The organism is Streptomyces sp. NPDC020597 (genome assembly GCF_044335095.1).
GTDB lineage: Bacteria > Actinomycetota > Actinomycetes > Streptomycetales > Streptomycetaceae > Streptomyces.
This window is the reverse complement of record NZ_JBIRUL010000006.1, coordinates 339963-366951: the sequence shown is the minus strand read 5'-3', so window position 1 is coordinate 366951 and position 26989 is coordinate 339963. Positions and strand designations below refer to the sequence as shown.

Sequence of the window (26989 nt, the reverse complement as noted above, 5' to 3'; positions counted from 1 at the left end):
TCCCCGGAAAGCGGCCGCTGCTCAGCCTTCGCCTTCCCGTTCCGCCAGGAAGCGTTCGAATTCCAGGCCGATCTCGTCGGCGGACGGGATGTCGACCGGCTCGGCGAGCATGTTCCCGCGGGTCTCCGCGCCGGCGGCGGCGTCGTACTGGTGCTCGAGGCCCTGGACGAGCGAGGTCAGTTCCTCGTCGCCTTCCTGGATCTGGCGGTCGATCTCGGTCTGCGTACGGTGTGCGTCGGTGCGCAGGGCGTGGGCGATGGCGGGCAGGACCAGGCCGGTCGCCGCGGTGATCGCCTCGACGACCGTCAGAGCGGCGTCGGGGTAGGCGGAGCGGGCGATGTAGTGCGGCACGTGGGCGGCGACGCCCAGGATGTCGTGGCCGGCTTCCATCAAGCGGTACTCGACGAGTGCTTCGGCGCTGCCGGGGACCTGGGCCTCGTCGAAGGGGCTGCGGTGGCCGGGCATGAGGTCGGTGCGGTTGCCGTGCGGGGTGAGGCCCACAGGGCGTGTGTGCGGTACGCCCATGGGGATGCCGTGGAAGTTCACGGACAGGCGGACGCCGAGCCGCTCGACGATCTGCTGTACGGCGGCGGCGAAGCGTTCCCACTCGACGTCCGGCTCGGGGCCCGACAGCAGGAGGAAGGGCGCTCCGGTGGTGTCCTGGAGGAGCCGCACCTCGATGGCGGGTTCCTCGTAGTCGCTCCACCGGTCGCGTTTGAACGTGAGCAGCGGGCGGCGGGCGCGGTAGTCGACGAGCCGGTCGTGGTCGAAGCGGGCGACGAGTTGGTGGGGCAGCGAGTCGAGAAGCCGCTCGACGATCTGGTCGCCGGTCTCGCCCGCGTCGATGTATCCGTCGAAGTGGTAGAGCATGACAAGTCCGGCCGACTCCTGGGCCAGCGCCATGTCGACGACTGCCAGGCCCTTCGGCTCCCATGCGTACAGACTCTGCGGATCAAGCACTTGGACCGCTCCTCCTCGTGTTCCTTTCGGACAACGCCCTTGGGAGCGTGGGCATTCCCGCCCGCGCCTCATGATCGGACGATTCGTGCGGGGCGGGGCGGCGGGCAGCACCGAGGGCCCGCACCTCGAAAGGTGCGGGCCCTCGGCTACGTGCTACGCCTCAGTGGCTGCGATCTGCTGCAACCTGCTGCGATCTGCTGATCAGCTCTGGCCGCCGGCCAGCTTCTCGCGCAGCGCGGCAAGCGCCTCGTCCGAGGCGAGCGCGCCGGACGTGTCGGCGCCCTCGGAGGAGTAGGAGCCGCCACCGCTGGACGCGGCCGGAGCAGCACCCGCGGTGTCGCCACCCTCGGCAGCGGCCTTCTCGTCCGCCTCGCGGGACTTGATGACCTGAGCCTGGTGCTGCTCGAAGCGCGTCTGCGCCTCGGCGTACTGGTTCTCCCAGACCTCACGCTGCGACTCGAAGCCCTCGAGCCAGTCGTTGGTCTCGGGGTCGAAGCCCTCGGGGTAGATGTAGTTGCCCTGGTCGTCGTACGACGCGGCCATGCCGTAGAGCGTCGGGTCGAACTCGACCGAGGCCGGGTCGGAACCGAAGGACTCGTTGGCCTGCTTCAGCGACAGCGAGATCCGGCGACGCTCGAGGTCGATGTCGATGACCTTGACGAAGATCTCGTCGTTGACCTGGACGACCTGCTCCGGGATCTCCACGTGGCGCTCGGCCAGCTCGGAGATGTGGACCAGACCCTCGATGCCCTCGTCCACGCGGACGAACGCACCGAACGGAACCAGCTTCGTGACCTTGCCGGGCACGACCTGGCCGATCTGGTGGGTGCGGGCGAACTGCTGCCACGGGTCTTCCTGGGTCGCCTTCAGCGACAGGGAGACGCGCTCGCGGTCCATGTCGACGTCGAGGACCTCGACCGTGACCTCCTGGCCGACCTCGACGACCTCGGAGGGGTGGTCGATGTGCTTCCAGGACAGCTCGGAGACGTGGACCAGACCGTCGACGCCACCCAGGTCCACGAAGGCACCGAAGTTGACGATCGAGGAGACGACGCCGGAGCGGACCTGACCCTTCTGGAGGGTCGTGAGGAACGTCTGGCGCACCTCGGACTGGGTCTGCTCCAGCCAGGCGCGGCGGGACAGGACCACGTTGTTGCGGTTCTTGTCCAGCTCGATGATCTTGGCCTCGAGCTCCTTGCCCACGTAGGGCTGGAGGTCGCGGACGCGGCGCATCTCGACGAGGGAGGCCGGCAGGAAGCCACGGAGGCCGATGTCAAGGATGAGACCACCCTTGACGACCTCGATGACGGTGCCGGTGACGATGCCGTCCTCTTCCTTGATCTTCTCGATCGTGCCCCAGGCGCGCTCGTACTGGGCGCGCTTCTTCGAGAGGATCAGGCGGCCTTCCTTGTCCTCCTTCTGGAGAACGAGGGCTTCGATCTCGTCACCGACGGCGACGACCTCGTTGGGGTCGACGTCGTGCTTGATCGAGAGTTCGCGGCTCGGGATGACACCTTCGGTCTTGTAACCGATGTCGAGCAGGACCTCGTCCCGGTCGACCTTCACGATGACGCCGTCGACGATGTCGCCGTCGTTGAAGTACTTGATCGTCTCGTCGATCGCGGCGAGGAAGGCTTCCTCGTTACCGATGTCGTTGACCGCAACCTGCGGGGTGGTGGCGGTGGTCTCGGTGCTGCTCGTCATGTGGGAAAGGGCTCCGGTTACGGACAGAAAGTCGTAGGTACTGCTACGCCGGGAGCCCGTGTCGCTCTGAAGAAGCCGGACAGCCAAGGACGCGCCCCACCAGTGACTGGTGACGACGCCTCGAAAACCGAGGGGACATACAACAGATGCGAGCGCAGCCTGCTACGTCTGAGGTGCGCAGGCTCGCAGCGCAACTTGTAGCATACGGGGGCAGCCGGGCAGGGTCAATGCGCGAAGGCGCACACCCGGGGCGGATCACCGCATACCCGGCACACAACCTTTCTCCTGAGGCCACGCAGGCCGCAGGAAGCACCTCCGGCGACACCCAGGTGCGCCGTCGGGCAGGTTGCACGGAAGAGTACGACGAGGGAGCCCATCATCCAAGAGCCCGCATCGTCCGAGCCGGCCTTCGAGCCGGAAGCCACCAGACGCGACGCCGACGTCGCCGAGAGCTCCCGGGCCAACCGGGGCTGGTGGGACCGCAACGCGGACGAATACCAGATCGAGCACGGCACCTTCCTCGGCGACGACCGCTTCGTATGGGGGCCCGAGGGCCTGGACGAGGTGGAGGCCGAGCTGCTCGGCCCGCCGGAGGACCTGAAGGGCAGATCGGTCCTGGAGATCGGCGCCGGCGCGGCGCAGTGCGCGCGCTGGCTGGCCGCCCAGGGCGCCCGCCCGGTCGCCCTGGACCTCTCCCACCGGCAGCTCCAGCACGCGCTGCGCATCGGCGGCTCGTTCCCTCTGGTGTGCGCCGACGCGGGCGCGCTGCCCTTCGCGGACGCCTCCTTCGACCTGGCGTGCTCGGCGTACGGGGCGCTGCCCTTCGTCGCCGATCCGGTGCTGGTGCTGCGGGAGGTGCGGCGGGTGCTGCGACCGGGCGGGCGTTTCGTGTTCTCCGTGACCCATCCGATCCGCTGGGCGTTTCCCGACGAGCCGGGCCCCGAGGGCCTGTCCGTGTCCTCGTCCTACTTCGACCGCACTCCGTACGTCGAGCAGGACGATCAGGGCCGTGCCGTGTACGTGGAGCATCACCGGACGCTCGGCGACCGGGTCCGGGACATCGTGGCGGGCGGGTTCCGGCTGGTGGACCTGGTGGAGCCGGAGTGGCCGGCCTGGAACTCGTCGGAGTGGGGCGGCTGGTCCCCGCTGCGCGGGAACCTGATCCCCGGCACGGCGGTCTTCGTCTGCGAGCGGGACTAGCGCCCGGCCGCTCTCCCGCTCCGGCCGCTCTCCCGCTCCGGCCTCCCGCCTGCCGTCCCTCACTTACACGTCCGCGCACGCGCGCGTGCGTGAGGGACGGCGGGCGTGCGTGAGGGACGGCGGGCGTGTGTGCGGGACGGCGGGCGTACGACACTGGGTGGGTGATCCCCCGTTTCGACGCCCTGGACGCGCTGCCCGTGCGGGCCGCCCTGCCCGATCTGAACGACGCTCTGGAGGGGCACGGTGCGGCCGTGCTCGCCGCGCCGCCGGGCACCGGCAAGACGACGCTGGTCCCGCTGGCGCTGGCCGGACTGCTCGGCGGGGGGCCCGCGCGGCGGGTGGTGGTGGCCGAGCCGCGGCGTATCGCGGCGCGGGCCGCGGCTCGGCGGATGGCATGGCTGCTGGGCGAGAAGCCCGGGAACAGCGTCGGGCACACCGTGCGCGGGGAACGGGTCGTCGGGCGGCACACGCGCGTGGAGGTCGTCACGACCGGCGTGCTGCTGCAACGGCTCCAGCGCGACCAGGAGCTGACGGGCGTCGACGTGGTGGTGCTGGACGAGTGCCATGAGCGTCATCTCGACGCGGACGCGTCGGCCGCGTTCCTGTGGGACGTGCGCGAGACGCTGCGGCCCGAGCTGCGGCTGGTGGCCGCTTCGGCGACGACGGACACGGCCGGGTGGGCGCGGCTGCTGGGCGGGGCTCCGGTGGTGCGGGCCCAGGGCGCGGCGTTCGGCGTCGAGGTGGTGTGGGCGCCGCCGGCGCGTGCCGTGCGGCCGCCGCACGGGATGCGGGTCGATCCGGCGCTGCTGGCGCACGTGGCGTCGGTGGTGCGGCGGGCGCTGGCGGAGCGGTCGGGGGACGTCCTGTGCTTCCTGCCGGGTGTCGGGGAGATCTCACGGGTCGCGGGGCAGCTGGGGGCGCCGGACGGGGTGGACGTGGTGCAGGTGCACGGGCGGTCGCCCGCGGAGGTGCAGGACGCGGTGCTGTCGCCCGGTGTGCGGCGCCGGGTGGTCCTCGCGACGTCCGTGGCGGAGTCCTCACTGACGGTGCCGGGGGTGCGGGTCGTCGTGGACTCGGGGCTGGCGCGGGAGCCGCGGGTGGACCACGCGCGCGGGCTGAGCGCGTTGACGACCGTGCGGGCCTCGCAGGCGGCGGGGCGGCAGCGGGCGGGGCGGGCCGGGCGTGAGGCGCCGGGGGCGGTGTACCGGTGCTGGGCGCAGGCGGAGGACGTCCGGCTGCCGGCGTTCCCTGCTCCGGAGATCAAGGTGGCCGATCTGACGGCGTTCGCGCTGCAGGCGGCCTGCTGGGGCGATCCGGACGCGTCGGGCCTCGCGTTGCTCGACGCTCCGCCGGCCGGGGCGATGGCGGCGGCGCGGGAGCTGCTGACGGCGATCGGCGCGGTGGACGCGGCGGGCCGGGCGACGGCCCGCGGGGTGCGGCTGGCTCGGCTCGGGGTGCATCCGCGGCTGGGGAGGGCGCTCCTTGACGGGGCGGCGCTGGTGGGGGTGGAGCGGGCGGCGGAGGTGGTGGCGCTGCTGAGCGAGGAGGCGCCGCGGGAGTACGGCGACGACCTGGCGGCGGCGCTGCGGGGTGTCCGGCGCGGGGGCGACGCCTATGCCGGGCGTTGGCGGTCGGAGGTGCGGCGGCTGCGGGCGGTCGCGGCGGACGTAAAGGCGCCGGCCGGGCGGGAGTCGTCGTCGGGTCCGGGGAGCGGCGGGGGCGGGGCTGCCGGCGTCGAGGATCTCGCCGTGGGCCATGTGGTGGCCCTGGCGTTTCCGGAGCGGGTCGCGAGGTCCGACGGGGGGTCGTGGCTGATGGTCTCGGGGACCCGGGCCGAGGTGCGGGACGGGTCGGGTCTGCGGGGCGCCCGTTGGCTGGCGGTCGCCGTCGCGGACCGGCCGGTGGGCAGGGGGCACGCGCGCGTGCAGCTGGCGGCGGTGGTGGACGAGGAGGTGGCGCGGCTCGCGGCCGGTGCGCTGCTGGACGAGCGGGACGAGGTGCGCTGGGCCGACGGGGACGTGGTGGCACGGCGGGTGGAGCGGCTCGGGGCGGTGGAGCTCGGGGCGCGTCCGTTGCGGGACGCCGACGCGGCGTTGGTGCGCGGGGCGCTGGTGGAGGGGCTGGAGAAGGAGGGGCTGGGGCTGTTGCGCTGGTCGGCCGACGCGGCCGTCCTGCGACAGCGGCTGGCCTTTCTGCACGCGCGGCTCGGTGAGCCGTGGCCCGACGTCTGTGACGCGTCGCTCCACGCGCGCGTGGACGAATGGCTGGAGCCGGAGCTCGGTCGGGCGCGGCGGCGGAGCGATTTGGGGCGGATCGACGCCGGGGCGGCGCTCGGACGGCTGCTGCCGTGGGCGTCGGGTGAGGCGGGCCGGCTGGAGGAGCTGGCGCCCGAACGGATCGCGGTCCCGAGCGGGTCCAGGGTGCGGATCGACTACGCGGACCCGGAGCGGCCGGTTCTCGCGGTGAAGTTGCAGGAGATGTTCGGGCTGCAGGAGTCGCCGCGGGTGGCGGGGACGCCGTTGCTGGTGCATCTGCTGTCGCCCGCCGGGCGGCCCGTGGCCGTCACCGCCGACCTCGCGTCGTTCTGGAGGGACGGCTACAAGGGGGTGCGGGCGGAGTTGCGCGGCCGGTATCCGAAGCATCCCTGGCCGGAGGATCCGGCGGCCGCCGAGCCGACCCGGCACACCAACGCGCGGCTCAGGCGGTGACCGAGGCGCGGTGCAGGCGGTGACCGAGGCGCGGCTCAGGCGGTGACGGGCTGCGGTGCCGCGGGGGCCGTGGGAGCGGGCGGCCGGGGGCGGCGGGCGCGGGCCTCCAGGTAGAGGGAGAGCGACATGAGCAGGACGGCCAGCAGGAGGAAGCTCCACGGCAGGTAGGAGGTGAGCAGCAGGACCAGGGTGCGGTTGGCCTTGACGACGGACACCGTGTGGTCGATGTAGTCCTCGCGCATCTTGACGTGTCCGGCGAACGCGGTGACCTTGGCGCGCCCGCCGAGGAGGGTGCCGCCGCGCAGTTCCTCCTGGTGGATCTCCTCGCCGTTGACGGGTGCCCCGGTGACCGGTTCGACCCAGAACCTGCGGACGGTGGTGTACCAGCGGGTGGTGCCGGTCTTGGCGATGTCGGCCGGGGTGATGCCCTTGACGGGCATGGTCCTGGGCATGGCGACCCGGGTCCAGGGGACGGTCTGCTCGAAGTAGTAGACCTTCAGGCCGCGGAAGGTCCGGGTGCCCTGGTAGTGGATGGGGGCGCTGGTGCGGGTCTGGGCGTCGAAGTACTCGTAGTCGCGCTTCTCCGTCAGGAACGGCCACTTGAACTCGATGCCCGTGCGGCGGACGGGGTCGCCGTCGACCGTCTCGCCGGCGGCGTGGACGGGTTCCTGGGTGTGGGCGTCGAAGATGTAGCGCTCGGGGACCTGGGAGACCATCTTGCCGTCGGGTCCCTGGACGTAGGACAGGCCGTCCCAGACGACGACGTCCCGGCCGGCCGTCTTCTCGATCTTCTCGGAGGCTTCGACGTCGCCCTTGAGGGTCTGCACGATGGTGACCTTCGGGACCGTGCGGGCGGTCAGGCTGCCGTAGTCGAGGAGGGTGGCGTTCCTGGCCTCCAGGACCATCGTCTGGTACTCGTTCGCGGGGATCTTGGCCAGGCGGGGGAAGGCGTACCAGCGCATCAGCGGGGAGAGCGCCGCGAAGAACACGGCGAGGGCGAGCAGGATCAGGCTTGTCGTGCGGCGCATCCCGGCCTCCTTCGCGGGCGGTGGGGCGGTCAGGGGTGGGCGGGGACCGTCGTCAGCAGGGGTTTCGGGGAGGTCGGGCCGGTGGGGGAGCCGAGCGCGGTGAGGGCGAAGACCAGGCCGAGTGCGAGGGCGAGGCCGCTCGCGGCGGCGATCAGTGCGCGCATCGGGCCTCCTGAAGCGGTGCGGTCGCCACGGAACTGATAGTTCGTCAGGTCGGGCACCGTAGCAACGGGCGCGCGAGATGAGAACACGTCGGACACGACGACGGCGGCCCCTCGGTGCGGAGAGGGGCCGCCGTCGTCGTGCGGAGTGCGGTGTGGGGCGCGGTGCGGACCGCGTGCGGGCGGGTGCGCCCGGCTGCGGGCCTTACGAGGCGGTGGGCGTCGCCTCCGGCTCCGGCGCCGACTCGACGGGGGCGGGGGTCGGGTTCGGGGTCGGCGTCTCGGCGGCCGTGACGGTCAGTTCGACCGTGAGGACGGCCCCGCCGGTGGTGGTGATGCGCAGCAGGTAGGTGCCGGCGGTGTCGTCCGCGTACAGCTGGGGCAGCCGCAGCAGGCCGTCGGCGTCCGTCTGCAGGTCCAGGGTGCGGACGGGGTTGCCGGCCGCGTCCTTGAAGTAGGGGCCCTTGTCGTTGGTGGACGGGTCGTCGGCCGACTTGACCAGGGTGGCGGTGGCCGCGACCTTGTCCGCCGCCGCCCCCTTGTAGGTGGCCTTCACCTCGACCGGGTCGGCGCACCGGCCGCCGGCGGTGCAGGTGAGTGCGGCGTCGCCGGTGCGGGCGAGCGCGTCGGCGGCCCGGGCGGTGACGGTGGCCGCGTAGTCGAGGGCGGTCAGCGTGCGGCCGAGGACGGTGGCGCGGACGGTGAACGCGCCGTTCTTCTCGCCTGCCTGGAGGGCGGGCGCGAGGGCGACGCCCTTGCTGTCGGTGAGGATCGTGGCGATCTTCTCGCCGCCGGTGAACCGGGCGTCGGTGTCGCCGACGATGGTGAAGCGGACCCTCACCTTGGCGACGGCCTTGCCGGCCGCCGTCTCCGCCCGGGCGCTGACGCGGTCCGTGTAGAGGTGCCCGGCCATGGCGGTGATCTTCGCCGGGCCCGCGGCCTCGAGGTGGTGGACCGTCTCGGTCGGCGTGGGCGCCGGGGTCGGCCTGGTGGGCGTGGAGGGCTTCGTCGGCTTGCCGGGAGTGGACGGCTTCGTCGGCGTGCCGGGCCGGTTCGGGACCGACGGCCTGCCGGGCGTCGTGGGCACGGACGGCGAGGACGGCCTGTAGTCGTCGCTGCGGTCGGTGGGCACGGTGCCGGTGCCGTCGGGGATCTCGTGCGAGCCCTTGCGGTAGTACTCCAGCCACGACAGGACGGTGTTCAGGTAGTCGGTGGAGTTGTTGTAGCTGAGGATCGCGGTGCGCATCCCGGACGTCGTCGCCATGTCCCAGCCGTAGCGGCACAGGTAGTGGCCGGCGGCGAGTGCGGCGTCGTAGATGTTGTTGGGGTCCTTCTTGCCGTCGGCGTTGCCGTCGCGGCCCGCCCACGCCCAGGTGGACGGGATGAACTGCATGGGGCCGACGGCGCGGTCGAAGGTGCTGTCGCCGTCGTAGGCGCCGTTGTCGGTGTCCTTGATGTTGGCGAAGCCGCTGCCGTTGAGGACGGGTCCGAGGATCGGCGAGACGGTCGTGCCGTCGGCGGTGACGTTGCCGCCGCGCGCCTGGCCGGACTCGACCTTGCCGATGGCGGCGAGGAGTTGCCAGGGCAGGTTGCAGCCCGGCTTGGCCTGCGCCAGCTGTGCCTCGGCCTTCTTGTACGCGTCGAGGACGGTCGCGGGGATGCCGGCCTCGCCGGTGCCCGTCGGGGTGGTGGCGGTGCTCTGGGTCGGCGCGGGGTTGGGGCTGTGCAGGGGCGGCAGGTCCGTGTAGTACGGCGAGTTGCCGGTGGCGCTGTCGTCCGTGCCGGCGGCGGCCCCGGCGTCGGTCTCGGCGGCGGGGGTGTCCGCGGCGGTCCTTCTGCCCTGGGTGTCGGCCGTGACGTCCGGCGCCTGGGATGCGGCCAGAGCCGCGACCGCCAGTGCGGCCACGGTCGTGTTGACCGCTCCCTTGCGCAGCCTTGTGCCGAAGTGCGCCGACATGAAGTGAGACCCTCCCGGAGTCGCCGTTGCCACTCGTGTGACGAACCAACTGCCACTCGTGTGACGACCAACCCGCCCCGCAGGTTGCACTCGTGGGCGGTTTGCGCTGTTCTGTTCTTCTGTTCGGCGCGCCTTCGGGCGCGGCGACCCAGGTGACCCTACGACAACTTCTTTTTGACCGGCACCCGTTCGTGCGCCGTTTTCACCTGCCGCTCACGCGGCTGGGGCCGGGAACCGCGCCCCGTGCACCGGACGTCGTTGATCATCGGGCCGGCCGGCCCGCCGACGTCCACCCCAGGGAGCCCTGTTGCCGTTCACCCTCAGTCACGCGGCGGCCGTGCTGCCCGCCGTACGCACCGACGGCTCCGGCCGCGGACGGCTGGTGCCGGCCGTCCTCGTGGCGGGCTCGTTCGCCCCCGACCTGACCTACTACGCGGCGAGCGTCCGGCCCGAGGCCATGGAGTTCGGCGACGTCACGCACTCCTTCGCGGGCGTGTTCACGGTCGACGTGCCGCTGGCGTGGGCGCTCGTGGGGCTGTGGCTGCTGGTGCGCGAGCCACTGGTCGCGCTGCTGCCGCGCGCCCGGCAGGGCCGGACCGCCGCGCTGACCCGTTGCGGAGCGCCACGCGCGCGTGCCCGGCCGTCCATGGTCCTGTGGTGGTACGTCTCGGCGGTGCTCGGCGCGCTGACCCACGTGGTGTGGGACGCGTTCACGCATCTCGACCGCTGGGGCATGCGGTTGTTCCCCGTGCTCGGCGAGACCGTCGCCGGCTCGCCCCTGTACTGGTATCTGCAGTACGGCGGGTCCGCGGTCGCGGCGGTCGTGATCGCCGCGTTCTGGGTACGCGCGGTGCGCCAGGTACCCGATGCCGAGCCGGTGGGGGTCATGGCGCTGTCGGCGGCGGACCGGTGGTGGGCCGCGGCCGTGATCGGCGGCTGTGCGCTGGCCGGGGCGGTGCGGCGAGCGACACGGTGGTGGGACTACTGGGGTGCGCGCGACGCGAAGCCGTGGGATCTCGTCCCGACGGTGTGTTTCGGCGCGGGGGCGGGACTGCTCCTGGGTCTGCTGGTGTACGCCGTCGGCGTGCGGGTGTGGCGTCCGGCCGCCCCCGGCGGGCGCGCCGGGAGGCCGGAGCCGGCGGAGGTCAGCGCGGGAGGAAACCGTCCGGGGGCCCGCTGAGGGGCGCGGCGGGCACGACGAGGAGAGGGCCGCCGGGGGCCGGCCTGCGCGGTCCGCGAAGCCGGCCGAGGACGCGCAGGGCGAGCGCGAGGCGGCTTCGCACCGCCCCGGCCCACAGCCGCCGGGCGTCGCCGCGCGGCACGAGCCGACGGGCGAGCGGGCGGACGAGCCGTGACACCGGCGAGGGGACGAGCCGTGACACCGGCGGGCGGACGAGTCGGGCGGGCCCTGTGCCGCGCAGCCGTGCGGTGGCCGTGCGCAGGGCGGTGGCCGTACGCAGGGCGGCGCCGGCGGTGCTCGGGATGCGGGGAGCAGAGGCCCGGGGGGCGCGGGCGGGGCGCGGGCGGCTCCAGGGAGCGCCGCCGGGGCGGAGCCGCCCGGGCGCGGCCGTGGCGTGAACGCGTGCGTGGGCCTTTCGGCGGTGGAGCATGCGTATACCCATGGCGGCATCCTGGCGGCGGAAGCCGGCCGGGTCCTGTTCTCGGGGGCCACCCGGGTGAAGCCCTGCACGCCGCCGCGTCGTATCCGAGGCGGGAGACGACGCCGCGTCGTCGCCCGCCCGGCTGCCGAAAGCCCGGACCGCGCCGCCGCAGGCACGGGCCGGCCGCTCGGAGACCGGGATCGGGCGCCGCAAAGCCCGAAGGAGGCCGCCGGGCCCGGCGGCCTCCTTCGGGGCGAGTGGACCGTGCGGGTCCGCCCGGTCCTAGTGCGCCGCCGACTCCCAGTCCGTGCCCGCGCCGACCGACACGTCGAGAGGGGCCCTGAGCTGGACGGCCCCGGCCATCTCACGGCGCACCAGCTCCTCCGCGGCCGCGCGCTCGCCGGGGGCGATCTCCAGGACGATTTCGTCGTGGACCTGGAGCAGCATGCGCGACGTGAGGTCCGCCGCCCGCAGCGCGGTGTCCACCTTGAGCATGGCGATCTTGACGATGTCCGCCGCCGTGCCCTGGATGGGCGCGTTGAGGGCCATGCGCTCGGCCGCCTCGCGACGCTGGCGGTTGTCGCTGTTGAGGTCGGGCAGGTAGCGGCGGCGTCCGAACAGGGTCGCCGTGTAGCCGGTCGCCCGTGCCTCGTCGACGGCACGGCGCAGGTAGTCCCGCACGCCGCCGAAGCGCTCGAAGTAGGCGTCCATCAGGGCGCGGGCCTCACCGGCCTCGATGTTCAGCTGCTGGGACAGGCCGAACGCCGACAGACCGTACGCCAGCCCGTACGACATGGCCTTGATCTTGCGGCGCATCTCGGCGTCCACGGTGTCCGGCTCGACGCCGAAGACCTGGGAGGCGGCCGTGGTGTGCAGGTCCTCGCCGGAGGTGAACGCCTCGATGAGACCGGCGTCCTCGGAGAGGTGGGCCATCACGCGCAGTTCGATCTGGCTGTAGTCGGCCGTCATCAACGACTCGAAGCCCTCGCCGACGACGAACCCGCGGCGGATCGCGCGGCCCTCGTCCGTGCGGACGGGGATGTTCTGCAGGTTGGGGTCGGTGGACGACAGCCGGCCCGTCGCGGCGACCGTCTGGTTGAAGGTGGTGTGGATACGGCCGTCCGCGGCGATCGTCTTGATCAGGCCCTCGACGGTGACCCGGAGCTTCGCCTGCTCACGGTGGCGGAGCATGATCACCGGCAGCTCGTTGTCCGTCTGGCCGGCGAGCCAGGCCAGCGCGTCGGCGTCGGTGGTGTAGCCGGTCTTGGTCTTCTTCGTCCGGGGCAGGCCCAGTTCGCCGAACAGCACCTCCTGGAGCTGCTTGGGCGAGCCCAGGTTGAACTCGTGGCCGGCGGCCGCGTGCGCCTCCTTCACGGCCTGCTGGACCGCGCCCGCGAACATCTGCTCCATGGCCTCCAGATGGGCGCGGTCGGCCGCGATGCCGTGCCGCTCCATCCGGGCCAGGAGCGCCGACGTCGGCAGCTCCATGTCGCACAGCAGATCCGCCGCGCCGACCTCCTCCAGGCGGCCGCGGAAGGACTCGCCGAGGTCCACGATCGTGCGGGCCTGCACCATGAGCGCCTCGGCCTCGGCGCCGTCGTCCGTGCCGAAGGCGAGCTGGCCGTCGGCCGCGGCGGCCGGCGCCAGCTCACGGCCCAGGTACTCCAGGGACAGCGCGTCCAGGTCGAAGGAGCGGCGGCCCGGCTTGACCAGGTATGCGGCGAGGGCGGTGTCCATGAAGACGCCGGCGACGGACCAGCCGTGCTCGGCGAAGACCCGCATGACGCCCTTCGCGTCGTGCAGCACCTTGGGGCGGTCCTCGGCGGCGAGCCAGGCCGCCCACGCGTTGTCGTCCGCCTCGTCGAGCTCCGTCGGGTCGAACCAGGCGGCCGCTCCCCCGGCGGCGGCGAGGGCGATCTCGGTGACCGAGCCCGCGCCCAGCGCCCAGGCGTCGACGGTGGCCACGCCCAGGGTCTGCGCGCCGTGCTCGGCGAGCCAGCCGGCCAGCTCGCCGGCGCCCAGCACCGTGCCGTCCAGTTCCACACCGCCGGTGACCACCGGGGCGGCCTCGGCCTCCTCGCCGCCCGGGTCGACGGCGAACAGCCGCTCGCGCAGCGAGGGATTCCTGATCTCCAGGGTGTCCAGGACCATCGCGACGGCCGTGCGGTCGTACGGGGCGCGCTCCAGGTCGGTGACCGACCTGGGCAGCTCGACGTCGCGGACCATCTCGGTGAGGCGGCGGTTGAGCTTGACCGATTCCAGGTGGTCGCGCAGGTTCTGCCCGGCCTTGCCCTTGACCTCCTCCACGCGCTCGACGAGCTCCGCGAACGAGCCGAACTGGTTGATCCACTTCGCGGCCGTCTTCTCGCCGACGCCCGGGATGCCCGGCAGATTGTCCGACGGGTCGCCGCGCAGGGCCGCGAAGTCGGGGTACTGCGCCGGGGTCAACGCGTACTTCTCGAAGACCTTCTCCGGGGTGAACCGCGTCAGCTCCGACACGCCCTTCGTCGGATACAGCACGGTGGTGTGCTCGGAGACCAGCTGGAAGGAGTCGCGGTCGCCGGTGACGATCAGCACCTCGAAACCCGCGGCCTCGGCCTGGGTGGCCAGGGTGGCGATGACGTCGTCGGCCTCGAAGCCGTCCACCGCGAAGCGGGAGACGTGCATCGCGTCGAGCAGTTCGCCGATCAGCTCGACCTGGCCCTTGAACTCGTCGGGCGTCTTGGAGCGGTTCGCCTTGTACTCGGTGAACTCCTCGGATCGCCACGTCTTGCGGGAGACGTCGAACGCGACCGCGAAGTGCGTGGGCGACTCGTCGCGCAGCGTGTTGGCGAGCATCGACGCGAAGCCGTAGATCGCGTTGGTGGGCTGGCCCGTCGCGGTGGTGAAGTTCTCCGCGGGCAGCGCGAAGAACGCGCGGTAGGCCAGGGAGTGCCCGTCCATGAGCATCAGGCGCGGACGGCTTGCGCCGGAGGGGGTCTCGGTCTTCTTCGATGCTGTCTCTGCCACGACCCCGATCCTGCCACGCCCCACTGACACTCGGTCCCGGCCGCCACGGATCCCGCCACCCCTGCCCCCGGCCACGGCTCGCGGACCCGCCCCCGCCGACGGGCACGCCGGCCCGCCTCCGCCGCTCCGCCCGGTGGACGACCGGCCGCGAGCCCGCGCGGGTTCGCGCAGGCCCGCCCGGGTTCGCCGTCGGCGCCGCGTGCGAGGATCGGATGCGAACCGCACCCATGGCAGGTCGAAGGAGAGCGTGCGATGGCAACGAAGCCGCCGAAGGCTGATCCGGTCCAGGACGCGCCGCTCGTCGACGAGCCGAAACACGCGGCGGCGGGCCTGCCGGCCGTAGGCCACTCCCTGCGGATCGCCCGGCAGCAGATGGGCGTGAAGCGCACCGCGCTGACGCTGCTGCGCGTCAACCAGAAGGACGGCTTCGACTGCCCCGGCTGCGCCTGGCCCGAGCCCGAGCACCGGCACGCCGCCGAGTTCTGCGAGAACGGCGCGAAGGCGGTCGCCGAGGAGGCGACCCTGCGCCGCGTCACCCCCGAGTTCTTCGCCGCGCACACCGTCGCCGACCTCGCCGGCCGCAGCGGCTACTGGCTCGGCCAGCAGGGCCGCCTCACGCACCCGATGTACCTCCCCGAGGGCGCGGACCGCTACGAGCCCGTCACCTGGGAGCGCGCCTTCGACATCATCGCCGAGGAGACCGCCGCCCTCGCCTCCCCCGACGAGGCCGTCTTCTACACCTCGGGCCGCACCAGCAACGAGGCCGCGTTCCTCTACCAGCTCTTCGCGCGCGAACTCGGCACGAACAACCTGCCGGACTGCTCCAACATGTGCCACGAGTCGTCGGGTTCGGCGCTCTCGGAGACCATCGGCATCGGCAAGGGCAGCGTCCTGCTCGAGGACCTCCACCAGGCGGACCTGATCATCGTCGCCGGGCAGAACCCGGGCACCAACCACCCTCGCATGCTCTCCGCGCTGGAGAAGGCCAAGGCGGGCGGCGCGAAGATCATCAGCGTCAATCCGCTGCCCGAGGCCGGCCTGGAGCGCTTCAAGAACCCGCAGACGCCGCAGGGCATGGTCAGGGGCGCGGCGCTCACCGACCTGTTCCTGCAGATCCGCATCGGCGGCGACCAGGCCCTCTTCCGCCTCCTCAACAAGCTCGTCCTAGAGACCGACGGCGCGCTCGACGAGGCGTTCATCGCCGAACACACCCACGGCTTCGAGGAGTTCGCCGAAGCCGCCCGCGCCGCCGACTGGGACGAGACGCTCGCCGCGACCGGCCTCCCGCGCGCGCAGATCGAGGAGGCCCTGCGCATGGTGCTCGCCTCGAAGCGCACCATCGTCTGCTGGGCGATGGGCCTCACCCAGCACAAGCACTCCGTGCCCACCATCCGCGAAGTCGTCAACCTCCTCCTGCTGCGCGGCGACATCGGCCGCCCGGGTGCGGGCGTGTGTCCGGTGCGCGGCCACTCCAACGTGCAGGGCGACCGCACCATGGGCATCTTCGAGCGGCCCGCCCGGGCCTTCCTGGACGCCCTGGAGAAGGAGTTCGGCTTCGTGCCGCCGCGCGAGCACGGCTTCGACGTCGTCGGGGCCATCCGCGCGCTGCGCGACGGCGAGGCGAAGCTGTTCTTCGCCATGGGCGGCAACTTCGTGTCGGCCTCCCCCGACACCGACGTCACCGAGGCGGCCATGCGGCGCGCGCGGCTGACGGTGCACGTGTCGACGAAGCTGAACCGCTCGCACGTCGTCACGGGCGCACGCGCGCTGATCCTGCCCACCCTCGGGCGCACCGAGCGCGATCTGCAGGACGGCGGCGAGCAGTTCGTGACGGTCGAGGACTCCATGGGCATGGTGCACGCCTCCCGGGGCCGCCTCGCGCCCGCGAGCGCCCACCTGCTGTCCGAGCCGGCCATAGTCTGCCGCCTGGCGCGCCGGGTCCTCGGCGCGGACAGCGCGACGCCGTGGGAGGAGTTCGAGAAGGACTACGGGACGATCCGTGACCGCATCGCGCGCGTGATCCCCGGCTTCGAGGACTTCAACGCGCGTGTGGCGCGGCCCGGCGGCTTCACCCTGCCGCACGCCCCGCGCGACGAGCGGCGCTTCCCCACCGCCACCGGCAAGGCCAACTTCACCGCCGCGCCGGTCGAGTACCCCCGGCTGCCGGAGGGCCGTCTGCTGCTGCAGACGCTGCGCTCGCACGACCAGTACAACACCACGATCTACGGCCTCGACGACCGCTACCGGGGCATCAGGAACGGCCGCCGGGTGGTCCTCGTCAACGCGGAGGACGCGCGCGCGTTCGGCCTCGCGGAGGGCGCTTACGTGGACCTGGTGAGCGAGTGGCGGGACGGCGTGGAGCGGCGCGCCCCCGGCTTCCGCGTGGTGCTCTACCCGACCGCGCGGGGCTGCGCGGCCGCGTACTACCCGGAGACCAACGTGCTGGTCCCGCTGGACGCCACCGCGGACACCAGCAACACGCCCGCCAGCAAGTCCGTCGTGGTCCGTCTGGAACAATCGGCGACCGACTGAGCGTTCGCTTAAGTCACCGCCGGACTTGTATCGACGAACGGAGCCGGGCCCCATGGGCGAGCAGCAGCACGTGAAGTTCCCGCAGGAAGTCATCGACGAGTACGCCGCGCTCGGCGTGGACATCCTCGCCCTGTTCTCCGCCGGGCACCTCGGCACCCGCATGGGTGTGCAGATCCTCGAGGCCTCCGCCGACCGGGTCGTCGCCACCATGCCCGTCGAGGGCAACACCCAGCCCTACGGGCTGCTGCACGGCGGCGCCTCCGCGGTCTTGGCCGAGACGATCGGCTCGGTCGGCGCCATGCTGCACGGAGGCAGCTCCAAGATCGCCGTCGGCGTCGACCTGAACTGCACCCACCACCGCGGAGCCCGCTCGGGCCTGGTCACCGGCGTGGCCACCCCCGTGCACCGCGGACGCTCCACCGCCACCTACGAGATCGTGATCAGCGACGAGCAGGAACGCCGCGTGTGCACCGCCCGGCTGACCTGCCTGCTGCGCGACGTCCGCGCCGGCGACGGGGCCCACCTCCCCTCGGGCGGCTGACACCTTCGGGGTGCGCCGGCCGGCGTCCCGTGCCGCCCGGCGCCGGAACCGGCGGCGCGCCCCGCCCGGACCCAACTCACCCGCCCCGCCCCGCATTCCGCCGATTTCCCCGTAGCGGAGCGGGCAACTCCCCGCGAAAAAGCGTCGCTTAACGTCGGACTTTCTTTCCCTGGCGTAACTCTACGTAATGTGCGCGCAATGCAGGAACGGGGTTCCGACCCCGGCCCGCCCTATGCGCACAAGCCCTTCGGGGCCCTACAGGTCGCCTCCAGCAACGAAATCCGGTCATTACCAAAACGCTCGAGACACCTGAACCCCGCCAGGTACGTCCTGCACGTTCTCACTATGTGGACAGGACGAATCGGCCTTAATTCCGCTCTTCCACCCTCCAAGTACCGCTCTGCATTACCTCGTGTCATAACAAGAGCGTCACAGCCTTCGTCAGACCCTCCTCCGAGTTCCCTCCCCGCGCCTAGAGTCACGCCCAGTCACCGCGCCACCGGTTTCGAAGTCCATTCGGCCCAGCGCTCGACTCGGCGCGTTCCAGGGGGGACCGCCGTGCCAGGGAAAGGACCTGATTCGTGCGTCAACGTTCGATCATCGCCATCACCGCCGCACTCGCGGCGGGATCGCTGACACTCACCGCCTGTGGGTCGCGTGACGACGACGGCAAGAGCAGCAGCGGAGACAAGACCACCGTCGTGATCGGCGTCGACGCCCCGCTCACCGGCGACCTGTCCGCGCTTGGCCTCGGCATCAAGAACTCCGCCGACCTCGCCGCCAAGACCGCCAACAAGAAGGAGTACGTCAAGGGCGTCGAATTCAAAATCGAAGCCCTCGACGACCAGGCCCAGCCCTCCGTCGGCCAGCAGAACGCCCAGAAGTTCATCAGCGACAAGGAAGTCCTCGGCGTCGTCGGCCCGCTGAACTCCAGCGTCTCCCAGCAGATGCAGAAGCCCTTCAGCGACGCAGGCCTCACCCAGGTCTCCCCCGCCAACACCGGCACCGAGCTGACCCAGGGCGACGGCTGGAAGACCGGCAACTCGGTCCGCCCGTTCAAGACGTTCTTCCGCACCGCCACCACGGACGAGATCCAGGGCGCCTTCGCCGCCGAGTACCTCTTCTCCAAGGCCGGCAAGAAGAAGGTCTACCTGATCGACGACCAGAAGACCTACGGCGCCGGCCTCGCCGCCTCCTTCAAGACGAACTTCACCAAGCTCGGCGGCCAGATCGTCGGCACCGACCACGTGAACCCCGACGACCGCGACTTCAACGCCGTCGTCGCCAAGATCAAGAAGACCGGCGCCGACGCCCTGTACTACGGCGGCGAGTACCCCGCCGCCGCACCCCTGAGCCAGCAGCTCAAGGACAGCGGCCAGAACATCCCCCTCATGGGCGGCGACGGCATCTACTCCGGCGAGTTCCCCAAGCTCAACAAGAAGGCCGAAGGCGACCTCGCCACCTCCGTCGGCAAGCCCGTCGAGGACCTCCCGTCCGCCAAGGAGTTCATCGCGAACTACAAGACGGCCGGCTACAAGGACGCCTACGAGGCCTACGGCGGCCTCACCTACGACGCGACCTGGTCCGTCATCGAGGCCGTCAAGCTCGCAGTCGAGGGCAACGACGGCAAGGTCCCGGCCGACGGCCGCAAGGCAGTCCTCGACGCCATGTCCAAGGTCAAGTTCGACGGCGTCACCGGCACCATCTCCTTCGACGAGTTCGGTGACACCACCAACCACATGATGACCGCCTACAAGGTCACCGGTGGCGCGTGGAAGCCCGAGTACAGCGCCGCACCCAACGTCAGCTGAACGAAGCCGGAGCAACCACACCTCCCCACACCACGCATTGATCAGGCCGCGCGGGAGTGCCTACCAGCGCTCCCGCGCGGCGCCATATCCGAACCACTCCACGGAGGCCCTGCGGTGCACGAACTGCCGCAACAGCTGGCCAATGGACTCATCCTCGGCGCGATGTACGGACTCATCGCGATCGGTTACACGATGGTCTACGGCATCGTTCAGCTCATCAACTTCGCCCACGGCGAGATCTTCATGGTCGGGGGCTTCGGGGCCCTCACCGTCTGGCTCACCCTCCCCGACGGCTTCGCCCTCGGCGCAGCGATACCCCTCATGATCCTCGGCGGCGTCGTCGTCTCCGTCGCCGTCGCCACCGCAGCCGAGCGCTTCGCCTACCGGCCCCTGCGCACCGCCCCGCGACTGGCACCCCTCATCACCGCCATCGGCCTCTCCATCGTCCTCCAGCAGGCCGTGTGGATGTGGTACCCCGACGCCAAGAAGGACCGCCCCTTCCCCCAGTTCGACGGCGGCCCCATCGACGTCCTCGGCGCCAACATCCAGCGCGGCGACCTCTTCGTCCTCATCGCCGCACCCCTGTGCATGGTCGCCCTCGGCCTCTTCGTCACGAAGACCCGCTCCGGCCGCGGCATGCAGGCCACCGCCCAGGACCCCGACACCGCCAAGCTCATGGGCATCAACACCGACCGCATCATCGTCATGGCCTTCGCCATCGGCGCCGCGTTCGCCGCCATCGCAGCAGTCGCCTACGGCCTCAAGAACGGCCAGGTCGGCTTCCGCATGGGCTTCCTCATGGGCCTCAAGGCCTTCACCGCAGCCGTCCTCGGCGGCATCGGCAACATCTACGGAGCCATGCTCGGCGGCCTCGTCCTCGGCGTCGCCGAATCCCTCGCCACCGGCTACATCGGCGACATCCCCGGCATGGACCTCTTCGGAGGCGGCGCCTGGAAGGACGTATGGGCCTTCGCCCTCCTCATCCTCGTCCTGCTGTTCAGGCCACAGGGCCTGCTCGGCGAACGCGTCGCGGATCGGGCGTGATAGCGATGACCACCAACATCCCCACCCAGAAGAACACCGACGCCGTCGACACGCCCCCCGGCGACACGGCACCCCTCATCCCCCTGCCCGCGGCCCTCGCCCCCGTCCTCGCCCTCGCCGGATCCGCCGTCGCACTCGCCGGCACCTTCCTCCCCTGGACCTGGACCGACGAGTTCCCCGGCAAACTCACCATCACCGGCTACCCCGGCGGCCTCCAGGTCCTCACCCTCATCGGCGCCGCCCTCACCATCCTCTTCGTCCTCTCCGGGTACGGAATCCGCGGCCTGCGCTGGCTCACCCCCGGCGGCACCCACAGCCCCGCCCGCGCCACCAGCCTCGGCGTCCTCGGCGCCACCGGCTACGCCCTCGGCGCCATCAGCTACGTCCTCGGCGGCATCGTCAACCTCGAACCCGGCGCCTGGGTCTCCGCCATCGGAGCCCTCATCGCCGCCATCGGCGCCTTCGCACTCCCCGCCGACGTCCCCCGCGACGCCGACGACGCGAAGAACCCCTGGGCACTCTTCCGCCACAGCCTCGCCGCACCCGAACCCGGCCGCGCCAAGGAACTCCCCTCCTGGGCGGAGATCCTCATCATCGCCGCAGCCTTCGGCATCGGCCTCTACGTCTTCTCGTTCGGCATCGGCATCGACACCGACAACCCCGAACTGTTCATCGGCTTCCTCATCATCACCGGGTTCAGCTTCACCGCACTCACCCGCGCCGGCCTCCTCAAGCGGCTCTCGGCACTGACGGCCAAACACCGCACCGTCACGCTCACCGCCGCCTTCGTCGCCGCGATCTGCTTCCCCTTCACCCAGACCAACGACCAGTTCGCCCTCATCGGCGCGAACATCCTCATCTTCGCCACGGTCGCCCTGGGCCTCAACGTCGTCGTCGGCCTCGCCGGCCTCCTCGACCTCGGATACGTCGCCTTCCTCGGCGTCGGCGCCTACGCCGCCGCCCTGGTCTCCGGCTCCCCCCAGTCGAGCATCGGCGTCCAGTTCCCCTTCTGGGCGGCCGTCCTCACCGGCGCCGCCGCCTCACTGATCTTCGGCGTCCTCATCGGCGCCCCGACCCTGCGGCTGCGCGGCGACTACCTCGCCATCGTCACCCTCGGCTTCGGTGAGATCTTCCGCATCACCATGAACAACCTCAACGGCAACAGCGGACCCGACGTCACCAACGGCTCCAACGGCATTCCGAACATCCCCGACCTGGAGATCTTCGGATTCAACCTCGGAATCCCCCACGACGTCCTCGGCCAGGAGCTCACCCGCTCCGGCAACTACTACCTGCTGATGCTGCTCTGCACCCTCGTCGTCGTCACGGTCTTCCGCCGCTCCGCCGACTCCCGCATCGGCCGCGCCTGGGTCGCCATCCGCGAAGACGAGACGGCCGCCACCGCCATGGGCATCAACGGCTTCCGCCTCAAGCTCCTCGCCTTCGCCCTCGGCGCCTCCCTCGCCGGCCTCGCCGGCACCGTGCAGGCACACGTCTCCTACAGCGTCACCCCCGAGCAGTACCAGTTCGCCGGCTCCGTGCCGCCCAACTCGGCCTTCCTGCTCGCAGCGGTCATCCTCGGCGGCATGGGCACCATCAGCGGGCCGCTCGTGGGCGCCGCACTGCTCTACCTCATCCCCGCCAAACTCCAGTTCATGGCGGAGTACCAGCTGCTCCTCTTCGGCGTCGCGCTCATGCTCCTCATGCGCTTCCGCCCCGAAGGCCTCGTCGCCGACCGCAGGAAGCAGCTCGAATTCCACGAGACCGGACAGCTCGACGTACCCGACGACAAGGGCCTGCCCGAGAGCGCCACCGGCGTCGCCAAGGCAGGGGCGTGACCGCGATGACCACCACCACGACAACCGCCACGACCACCACGGTCCTCGACGCATCCGGCGTCACCATGCAGTTCGGCGGCCTCACCGCCGTACGCTCCGTCGACCTCACCGTCAACAGCGGCGAGATCGTCGGACTCATCGGCCCCAACGGAGCCGGGAAGACCACCTTCTTCAACTGCCTCACCGGCCTCTACATCCCCACCACCGGCACAGTCAGCTACAAGGGCACCGTCCTCCCGCCCAAACCCCACCTGGTCACCCAGGCCGGCATCGCCCGCACCTTCCAGAACATCCGGCTCTTCGCCAACATGACCGTCCTGGAAAACGTGCTCGTCGGACGCCACACCCGCACCCACGAAGGCCTCTGGGCCGCGCTCCTGCGCCTGCCCAGCTTCAAGAAGGCCGAAGACGCCTCCCGCGAACGAGCCATGGAACTCCTCGAGTTCACCGGCCTCGCCGCCAAGGCCGACCACCTCGCCCGCAACCTCCCCTACGGCGAACAGCGCAAGCTCGAAATCGCCCGCGCCCTCGCCAGCGACCCCGGGCTCCTCCTCCTCGACGAGCCCACCGCCGGCATGAACCCCCAGGAGACGCGCGCGGCCGAAGAGCTCATCTTCGCCATCCGCGACAAGGGCATCGCCGTCCTCGTCATCGAGCACGACATCCGGTTCATCATGAACCTCTGCGACCGCGTCGCCGTGCTCGTCCAGGGCGAGAAGATCGTCGAAGGCCCCGCCGAGGTCGTCCAGGCCGACGAACGCGTCATCGCCGCCTACCTCGGCACCCCCTTCGAGGGCGCGCCGGGAGCGGAGGAAGTCGCCGAAGTCGAAGCCGCAGAGGCTGCCGAGGCGCACAGCACCACGGAAGGAGACGAGAAGTGACCGCACTGCTCGAGGTCGAAGACCTCAGGGTCGCCTACGGCAAGATCGAGGCGGTCAAGGGCATCTCCTTCAAGGTCGACGCAGGCGAGGTCGTCACCCTCATCGGCACCAACGGCGCCGGCAAGACCACCACCCTGCGCACCCTGTCCGGCCTGCTCCAGCCGCTCGGCGGCCAGATCAAGTTCGACGGCAAGGTGCTCAACAAGATCCCCGCCCACAAGATCGTCTCGCTGGGGCTGGCCCACTCCCCCGAAGGCCGGCACATCTTCCCCCGCATGACCATCGAGGACAACCTCCGCCTCGGCGCCTTCCTCCGCAACGACAAGGAAGCCATCGAGAAGGACATCCAGCGCGCCTACGACCTCTTCCCCATCCTGGGAGAACGCCGAAAGCAGGCCGCAGGCACCCTCTCCGGCGGCGAACAGCAGATGCTCGCCATGGGCCGCGCCCTCATGTCCCGGCCCAAACTGCTCATGCTCGACGAACCCTCCATGGGCCTCTCGCCGATCATGATGCAGAAGATCATGGCCACCATCCAGGAACTGAAGTCCCAGGGCACCACCATCCTGCTCATCGAGCAGAACGCCCAGGCGGCCCTCTCCCTGGCGGACCACGGCCACGTCATGGAGGTCGGCAAGATCGTCCTGTCCGGCACCGGCCAGAAGCTCCTCCACGACGAGTCGGTCCGCAAGGCCTACCTCGGCGAGGACTGAACCACCCGCACACGACGAGGCCCGCGCCCCTTCTCCGGGCGCGGGCCTCGTCGTGTGCCGCCGTGCGGACGGCACGGGGACTACCCCTTGTCCGCCTTCTTCTCCTCGGCGTCCTGGATCACGGCCTCCGCCACCTGCTGCATCGACATCCGACGATCCATCGACGTCTTCTGGATCCACCGGAACGCCGCCGGCTCCGACAGCCCGTACTCCGTCTGCAGGATCGACTTCGCCCGGTCCACCAGCTTGCGCGTCTCCAGCCGCAGCGTCAGATCCGCGACCTCGTTCTCCAGCTCCCGCAGCTCCGTGAAACGCGAGACGGCCATCTCGATCGCCGGGACGACATCGCTCTTGCTGAACGGCTTCACGAGGTACGCCATCGCCCCCGCGTCACGCGCCCGCTCGACCAGGTCGCGCTGCGAGAACGCGGTCAGCATCAGGACCGGCGCGATGCGCTCCTCGGCGATCTTCTCGGCCGCGGAGATGCCGTCCATCTTGGGCATCTTCACGTCCAGGATGACGAGGTCCGGCTTGTGCTCGCGGGCGAGCTCGATCGCCTGCTCACCGTCACCGGCCTCGCCGACGACGCTGTAGCCCTCCTCCTCCAGCATCTCCTTGAGGTCGAGGCGGATCAGCGCCTCGTCCTCGGCGATGACGACACGGGTCGTCAGCGGAGGCACGTGCGACTTGTCGTCGTCGGGCGCGTCTACTGGCTGGGGCGACTCGGGGGCGGTCACGGGGGCTCCTCGTTCAGGGGCGGGTACTGCTGACAAGAGCCTACCTAGCTGCGGTAAGGTGGGTGTCCGAGGGGTTGGAGTCCTCCTTCCTTTCTAAGGCCCCAGTACTCCAACTTGGTTAGAGAGGCCGCTCTCAAACAGCGGACAGTGTGGGTTCGAATCCCACCTGGGGCACTTTTCCTTCGTTTCCAAGGTTGATCTTAGAAAGCGGATGTTCCCGTTCCGGTGAACATCCGCTTTTTGCTGCGTGTCGTCGCGAGCACGCTCACACAGTGGGCACATGTACGACGTCAGCACACGCAAGCGGGCACTCGCGCTGGTTGCGCAGGGCCGCAGTCTCAACTCCGTGAGCAAAGAAACCGGCATCTCCCGCGCCGCAATCCGCTCCTGGCAGGACCGACTTGAGCCAGTGCCCCGAATGGCACCCCCACTGCCCGAACCACCGAGCGACCGAGTCGCGTACTCGTATCTGCTCGGCCTCTATCTCGGCGACGGGTGCATCAGCGCACATCCACGCGGTAGCGGGCACTATCTCCGCATCGCCTGCGCGGATGCCTGGCCGGGACTCATCGATGCGTGCGAGACCGCCATTCGCGCCGTCAATCCCGCACGCACGGCGCATCGAGTCCAGGCCCAGGGCTGCGTGTCGGTGGTCGGCTACTACGCCCATTGGCCGTACCTGTTCCCCCAGCACGGCCCCGGCAAGAAGCATGAACGCCTCATCGTGCTCGAACCGTGGCAGCAGGCCATCGTCGATGAGCACCCCTGGGAGTTCGTCCGCGGCCTCATCCACTCCGACGGATGCCGCATCACCAACTGGACCGAGAAGACCATCGGTGGCGTACGCAAGCGCTACGAGTACCCCCGGTACTTCTTCACCAACAGGTCGGACGACATCCGGCGGCTGTTCACCGACACCCTCGACGAGGTCGGCGTGGAGTGGACGACGCTCGCCCGCGGCCGTGAACCCCTCAACATCTCCATCGCGAAGAAGGCCTCGGTAGTGCTCATGGACGCCCACGTAGGCCCCAAGCACTGACCCCCGGTGGGCTACCTCGGGCTGTCGTCCTCGCCGATGTGGTGGACTCGGACCAGGTTCGTGGAGCCCGAGACGCCGGGCGGGGAGCCGGCGGTGATCACGACGACGTCGCCCTTCTCGCAACGGCCGTACCGCAGCAGCAGCTCGTCGACCTGGTCGACCATCGCGTCCGTGGAGGCGACCGCCGGGCCGAGGAACGTCTCGACGCCCCAGGTCAGGCTCAGCTGGGAGCGGGTCGCCGGTTCCGGGGTGAAGGCGAGGACGGGGATCGGGGAGCGGTAGCGGGAGAGGCGGCGGACGGTGTCGCCGCTCTGGGTGAAGGCGACGAGGAACTTCGCGCCGAGGAAGTCGCCGATCTCGGCGGCGGCGCGGGCGACGGCGCCGCCCTGGGTGCGGGGCTTGTTGTTCTCCGTCAGCTCGGGCAGGCCCTTGGCGAGGAGGTCCTCCTCCGCCGCGGTGACGATCCTGGCCATGGTGCGGACGGTCTGGACGGCGTGTTTGCCGACGCTGGTCTCACCGGAGAGCATCACGGCGTCGGTGCCGTCGAGGACGGCGTTGGCGACGTCGCTGGCCTCGGCCCTGGTCGGGCGGGAGTGCTCGATCATGGAGTCGAGCATCTGGGTGGCGACGATGACCGGTTTGGCGTTGCGCTTGGCGAGTTTGATGGCGCGTTTCTGGACGATCGGGACCTGTTCGAGCGGCATTTCGACGCCGAGGTCTCCGCGGGCGACCATGATGCCGTCGAAGGCGGCCACGATCTCGTCGATGTTCTCGACGGCCTGGGGCTTCTCCACCTTGGCGATGACGGGGAGCCGGCGGCCTTCCTCGTCCATGATGCGGTGGACGTCGAGGATGTCGCGGCCGCTGCGGACGAAGGAGAGGGCGATGACGTCGAAGCCGGTGCGCAGCGCCCAGCGCAGGTCTTCTTCGTCCTTCTTGGACAGGGCGGGGACGGAGACGGCGACGCCGGGGAGGTTGAGGCCCTTGTGGTCGGAGATGACGCCGCCTTCGACGACGCGGGTGTGGACGCGGGGGCCGTCGACGTGGGTGACTTCGAGGGTGACTTTGCCGTCGTCGACGAGGATGCGTTCGCCGGGGGTGACGTCGGCGGCGAGGCCGGCGTGGGTGGTGCCGCAGCGGGTGCCGTCGCCTGCGATGCCTTCTTCGACGGTGATGGTGAAGGTGTCTTCGCGTTCGAGGAGTACGGGGCCTTCCGCGAAGTGGCCGAGGCGGATCTTCGGGCCTTGAAGGTCGGCGAGGGTGCCGACGCTGTGGCCGGTTTCGTCTGCGGCCTTGCGGACGTGGCGGTAGCGCTCCTCGTGTTCGGCGTGGGTGCCGTGGCTGAGGTTGAAGCGGGCGACGTCCATTCCGGCTTCCACGAGGGCTTTGAGCTGGTCGTAGGAGTCGGTTGCGGGGCCCAGGGTGCAGACGATTTTTGCTCGGCGCATGTTTCGAGCTTATGTCTTACCGGTGGGTAGCGAATTGGGGGCACGTGACTGCTCAACAACCTTTGGGTGAAGGGTTG

20 protein-coding genes and 1 tRNA gene are annotated in these 26989 nt (G+C 70.8%); 12 read left to right on the top strand and 9 right to left on the bottom strand.

Going from position 1 to position 26989, the window contains the following annotated elements:
* Nucleotides 1–21: 21 nt before the first annotated feature.
* Nucleotides 22–960: a PAC2 family protein gene (locus ACH4ZA_RS14120; protein ID WP_319276631.1), complete on the bottom strand. Its 939-nt coding sequence runs from the start codon at nucleotides 958–960 to the stop codon at nucleotides 22–24.
* 201 nt (nucleotides 961–1161) lie between these two features.
* On the bottom strand, nucleotides 1162–2664 hold the full coding sequence (gene rpsA / locus ACH4ZA_RS14115; protein ID WP_107444550.1) for a 30S ribosomal protein S1: 1503 nt from the start codon (nucleotides 2662–2664) through the stop codon (nucleotides 1162–1164).
* A 375-nt stretch (nucleotides 2665–3039) separates the two neighbouring features.
* On the opposite strand from rpsA, the gene ACH4ZA_RS14110 reads away from it, so the two are divergent.
* Nucleotides 3040–3864 carry a class I SAM-dependent methyltransferase gene (locus ACH4ZA_RS14110; protein ID WP_398429521.1) on the top strand — a complete coding sequence of 275 codons (825 nt, stop codon included), beginning with the start codon at nucleotides 3040–3042 and terminating at the stop codon, nucleotides 3862–3864.
* 164 nt (nucleotides 3865–4028) lie between these two features.
* A complete protein-coding gene (hrpB, locus tag ACH4ZA_RS14105) occupies nucleotides 4029–6572 on the top strand; it encodes an ATP-dependent helicase HrpB (protein ID WP_398429519.1) in 2544 nt (847 codons plus the stop codon).
* Between the two features lie 35 nt (nucleotides 6573–6607).
* Here hrpB and ACH4ZA_RS14100 read toward each other — a convergent pair whose 3' ends face one another.
* From ACH4ZA_RS14100 to ACH4ZA_RS14090, 3 genes are all read right to left on the bottom strand, one after another.
* Nucleotides 6608–7600 (bottom strand): DUF3068 domain-containing protein, encoded by a 993-nt coding sequence (locus tag ACH4ZA_RS14100; protein ID WP_319276634.1) that lies wholly within the window; start codon nucleotides 7598–7600, stop codon nucleotides 6608–6610.
* A 29-nt stretch (nucleotides 7601–7629) separates the two neighbouring features.
* A complete protein-coding gene (locus ACH4ZA_RS14095) occupies nucleotides 7630–7764 on the bottom strand; it encodes an SPW_0924 family protein (protein ID WP_319276637.1) in 135 nt (44 codons plus the stop codon).
* Nucleotides 7765–7966: 202 nt separating this feature from the next.
* Nucleotides 7967–9718 (bottom strand): lytic murein transglycosylase, encoded by a 1752-nt coding sequence (locus ACH4ZA_RS14090; RefSeq protein WP_398429506.1) that lies wholly within the window; start codon nucleotides 9716–9718, stop codon nucleotides 7967–7969.
* Nucleotides 9719–10025: 307 nt separating this feature from the next.
* Here ACH4ZA_RS14090 and ACH4ZA_RS14085 point away from each other — a divergent pair, with 307 nt between their 5' ends.
* Nucleotides 10026–10898, top strand: a complete 873-nt coding sequence (locus ACH4ZA_RS14085; RefSeq protein ID WP_398429505.1) for a DUF4184 family protein — start codon at nucleotides 10026–10028, stop codon at nucleotides 10896–10898.
* Here ACH4ZA_RS14085 and ACH4ZA_RS14080 read toward each other — a convergent pair.
* A complete protein-coding gene (locus ACH4ZA_RS14080; RefSeq protein ID WP_398429503.1) occupies nucleotides 10864–11340 on the bottom strand; it encodes a hypothetical protein in 477 nt (158 codons plus the stop codon). The genes ACH4ZA_RS14085 and ACH4ZA_RS14080 overlap by 35 nt on opposite strands.
* 261 nt (nucleotides 11341–11601) lie before the next feature.
* Complete coding sequence (polA, locus tag ACH4ZA_RS14075; RefSeq protein WP_398429502.1) at nucleotides 11602–14328, bottom strand: DNA polymerase I; 2727 nt, start codon at nucleotides 14326–14328, stop codon at nucleotides 11602–11604.
* A gap of 252 nt (nucleotides 14329–14580) precedes the next feature.
* On the opposite strand from polA, the gene ACH4ZA_RS14070 reads away from it, so the two are divergent.
* From ACH4ZA_RS14070 to ACH4ZA_RS14040, 7 genes are all read left to right on the top strand, one after another.
* A complete protein-coding gene (locus tag ACH4ZA_RS14070) occupies nucleotides 14581–16860 on the top strand; it encodes an FdhF/YdeP family oxidoreductase (protein ID WP_398429501.1) in 2280 nt (759 codons plus the stop codon).
* Nucleotides 16861–16912: 52 nt separating this feature from the next.
* Nucleotides 16913–17401 carry a PaaI family thioesterase gene (locus tag ACH4ZA_RS14065; protein ID WP_107444542.1) on the top strand — a complete coding sequence of 163 codons (489 nt, stop codon included), beginning with the start codon at nucleotides 16913–16915 and terminating at the stop codon, nucleotides 17399–17401.
* 581 nt (nucleotides 17402–17982) lie between these two features.
* A complete protein-coding gene (locus ACH4ZA_RS14060; protein ID WP_398429499.1) occupies nucleotides 17983–19212 on the top strand; it encodes a branched-chain amino acid ABC transporter substrate-binding protein in 1230 nt (409 codons plus the stop codon).
* Between the two features lie 114 nt (nucleotides 19213–19326).
* On the top strand, nucleotides 19327–20256 hold the full coding sequence (locus ACH4ZA_RS14055) for a branched-chain amino acid ABC transporter permease (protein ID WP_319276649.1): 930 nt from the start codon (nucleotides 19327–19329) through the stop codon (nucleotides 20254–20256).
* A 5-nt stretch (nucleotides 20257–20261) separates the two neighbouring features.
* Nucleotides 20262–22094, top strand: a complete 1833-nt coding sequence (locus tag ACH4ZA_RS14050) for a branched-chain amino acid ABC transporter permease (protein WP_398429498.1) — start codon at nucleotides 20262–20264, stop codon at nucleotides 22092–22094.
* Between the two features lie 5 nt (nucleotides 22095–22099).
* Nucleotides 22100–22975, top strand: coding sequence for an ABC transporter ATP-binding protein (locus ACH4ZA_RS14045; RefSeq protein ID WP_319276778.1), 876 nt, complete (start codon nucleotides 22100–22102; stop codon nucleotides 22973–22975).
* The gene (locus ACH4ZA_RS14040) at nucleotides 22972–23688 is read left to right on the top strand and encodes an ABC transporter ATP-binding protein (RefSeq protein ID WP_319276651.1); all 717 of its coding nucleotides are present in this window, start codon (nucleotides 22972–22974) and stop codon (nucleotides 23686–23688) included. Before ACH4ZA_RS14045 ends, ACH4ZA_RS14040 begins: the two co-directional genes overlap by 4 nt.
* 80 nt (nucleotides 23689–23768) lie before the next feature.
* On the opposite strand, the gene ACH4ZA_RS14035 is transcribed toward ACH4ZA_RS14040, so the two are convergent.
* Nucleotides 23769–24425, bottom strand: coding sequence for a response regulator (locus ACH4ZA_RS14035; RefSeq protein ID WP_351677193.1), 657 nt, complete (start codon nucleotides 24423–24425; stop codon nucleotides 23769–23771).
* A gap of 98 nt (nucleotides 24426–24523) precedes the next feature.
* On the opposite strand from ACH4ZA_RS14035, the gene ACH4ZA_RS14030 reads away from it, so the two are divergent.
* Both ACH4ZA_RS14030 and ACH4ZA_RS14025 read left to right on the top strand, forming a co-directional pair.
* Nucleotides 24524–24599: transfer RNA gene (locus ACH4ZA_RS14030), tRNA-Leu, on the top strand.
* 106 nt (nucleotides 24600–24705) lie between these two features.
* A complete protein-coding gene (locus ACH4ZA_RS14025) occupies nucleotides 24706–25464 on the top strand; it encodes a helix-turn-helix domain-containing protein (RefSeq protein ID WP_319276654.1) in 759 nt (252 codons plus the stop codon).
* An 11-nt stretch (nucleotides 25465–25475) separates the two neighbouring features.
* Here ACH4ZA_RS14025 and pyk read toward each other — a convergent pair whose 3' ends face one another.
* Complete coding sequence (pyk, locus tag ACH4ZA_RS14020; RefSeq protein WP_398429497.1) at nucleotides 25476–26912, bottom strand: pyruvate kinase; 1437 nt, start codon at nucleotides 26910–26912, stop codon at nucleotides 25476–25478.
* Between the last annotated feature and the right edge of the window lie 77 nt (nucleotides 26913–26989).

Excerpts from the sequence above, each read along its gene's own strand:
- ACH4ZA_RS14080 (WP_398429503.1), bottom strand. The coding sequence starts at position 11,340 with ATGGGTATACGCATGCTCCACCGCCGAAAGGCCCACGCACGCGTTCAC.
- ACH4ZA_RS14100 (WP_319276634.1), bottom strand. The coding sequence starts at position 7,600 with ATGCGCCGCACGACAAGCCTGATCCTGCTCGCCCTCGCCGTGTTCTTC.
- ACH4ZA_RS14095 (WP_319276637.1), bottom strand. The coding sequence starts at position 7,764 with ATGCGCGCACTGATCGCCGCCGCGAGCGGCCTCGCCCTCGCACTCGGC.
- ACH4ZA_RS14065 (WP_107444542.1), top strand. The coding sequence starts at position 16,913 with ATGGGCGAGCAGCAGCACGTGAAGTTCCCGCAGGAAGTCATCGACGAG.
- ACH4ZA_RS14045 (WP_319276778.1), top strand. The coding sequence starts at position 22,100 with ATGACCACCACCACGACAACCGCCACGACCACCACGGTCCTCGACGCA.
- ACH4ZA_RS14070 (WP_398429501.1), top strand. The coding sequence starts at position 14,581 with ATGGCAACGAAGCCGCCGAAGGCTGATCCGGTCCAGGACGCGCCGCTC.
- ACH4ZA_RS14025 (WP_319276654.1), top strand. The coding sequence starts at position 24,706 with ATGTACGACGTCAGCACACGCAAGCGGGCACTCGCGCTGGTTGCGCAG.
- pyk (WP_398429497.1), bottom strand. The coding sequence starts at position 26,912 with ATGCGCCGAGCAAAAATCGTCTGCACCCTGGGCCCCGCAACCGACTCC.
- rpsA (WP_107444550.1), bottom strand. The coding sequence starts at position 2,664 with ATGACGAGCAGCACCGAGACCACCGCCACCACCCCGCAGGTTGCGGTC.
- ACH4ZA_RS14090 (WP_398429506.1), bottom strand. The coding sequence starts at position 9,718 with ATGTCGGCGCACTTCGGCACAAGGCTGCGCAAGGGAGCGGTCAACACG.
- ACH4ZA_RS14050 (WP_398429498.1), top strand. The coding sequence starts at position 20,262 with ATGACCACCAACATCCCCACCCAGAAGAACACCGACGCCGTCGACACG.